Annotated in this window: 2 protein-coding genes; both read right to left on the reverse strand. The window is 42.3% G+C overall.

What is annotated here, in order from left to right; all coding sequences use genetic code 11:
- Positions 1-419: hypothetical protein (locus GNF10_RS36800; protein ID WP_185607486.1), on the reverse strand; the 419-nt coding region annotated here is incomplete at its 3' end.
- A 186-nt stretch (positions 420-605) separates the two neighbouring features.
- A partial coding sequence (locus tag GNF10_RS36805; RefSeq protein WP_185607485.1) for a transposase occupies positions 606-1,484 on the reverse strand: 879 nt, incomplete at its 5' end.

A 1,484-nucleotide genomic window follows, 5' to 3' on the forward strand; every position in this document is an offset into this window, starting at 1 on the left:
GCTTGCCGTCCCAACTTCAATTCAAATAAAATGCGATCGCGTATCGCCTCAAAATCTACAACGTCATGCACAAAGTTAATGGCTGACCGTTCCTTAAGCTCTAAATTTTCTTTTTGAAGATTCTGTACTTGGGCAATGGGCCTCTCCATTTCCTGGTCGTACCGTGTAATACTCGGCAATGGTTCAAAAAAATCCTGTGAATCAGAAGTAGAAATCTTTGAATTTCTCCGTGTAATACATGGGTTGACGTTACTTCTAACTATTTCCTCTAGATAGTCAGCCCTAGTTAATCCCAAGCATTCAGAGGCGATACCTAACGCCTTCCAGGTATCATCTGTTAGTCGTAAAGAACGCACCTCGCGGTAATCCGAGCTTTTAATCGCAAACTTCCCTTGAATATCCCTTTTCATCTTTTTCATAGGATATGCTTACCATGTATTACACGGTAATTTTAAAAATCTTTTTAGTAGTTGTCAACCGTGTATTACATGGTAGAGTTACTTTGACTTATTCTTTAATCACCTTGAGGTTGCAATTGTTTGAAACGAGATGAGCGAGTTTTAGCAAGAGGTATACCATTTAGCCAAGCATCCAACCGTACTAAATTAAGCGCACAAGCAATGAAAACCTGCATCAAGTGAGTTTTCTTTAAACCGATGTAGCGAGATTGACGTAGTGCCGAGCGCCGTAAACATAAGTGAATGTGTTGATTCAATGCCTGCGCGTTGGTTGTAAGTAGCTTTCCATTCAGGTGTTTTTTGAGTTTGTCGTCGAGTTTGGAGTGCTATATGTTGCACCTGTGGAAGAAGAGTCAACTCCCGTGGTTCGGTTTTTGACTTAGTGCAAGATGAACGAACCGGACAATTTCTGCATATTACGCCATTAAACCTCACACGAATAACAGGTTTCCCACTAACGTCTAGCCCTAGTAACCATTTAGTATTTTGGTGTCCTTGGGGACAGGTAACTTTCTCGTTATCCCAGTCTATTTGAAAGTTAGAGCTATCAAATCCTTGTTGAGCCTTGGTTTGCCAACTGGGATCTGACCGCACTGGGCCAATAATTTCAATATTATACTGAGTCTTGCTATTTACTAAATTTTCCGCAGTGGGATACCCAGCATCCAGTAGATGCTCATCTGGTAGAAAATCTTTTTCTTCAAGTCTTGAGTGGATTGGTTCCACTGCTTGCTCATCGGTAATAGTGGATAGGGTTGTGTGGACGTTGGTGATGAAACGGGGGCTATCTTCGTCGCAAATCTCGGTCATGTGTACTTTATAACCAACCCAATCGATGCTGCGTTTGCTACTGTAGTGAGCTTCGACATCATGGGGCGAATGAATCGCAATTGTAGATGGTGGCATATCTTTCACAGTACGCCATTTTACTTGGACATCTGGCTCTGGGGCATAAAATTGCTGTACCCATATTTGACGCAGGGTTTCTACTCCTGGTATTTGTCTTAACCACTGTGGCGCAGTTGG

Origin of the sequence: Nostoc sp. UCD121 (assembly GCF_014222285.1) — a bacterium.
Classification (GTDB): Bacteria; Cyanobacteriota; Cyanobacteriia; order Cyanobacteriales; family Nostocaceae; genus Nostoc.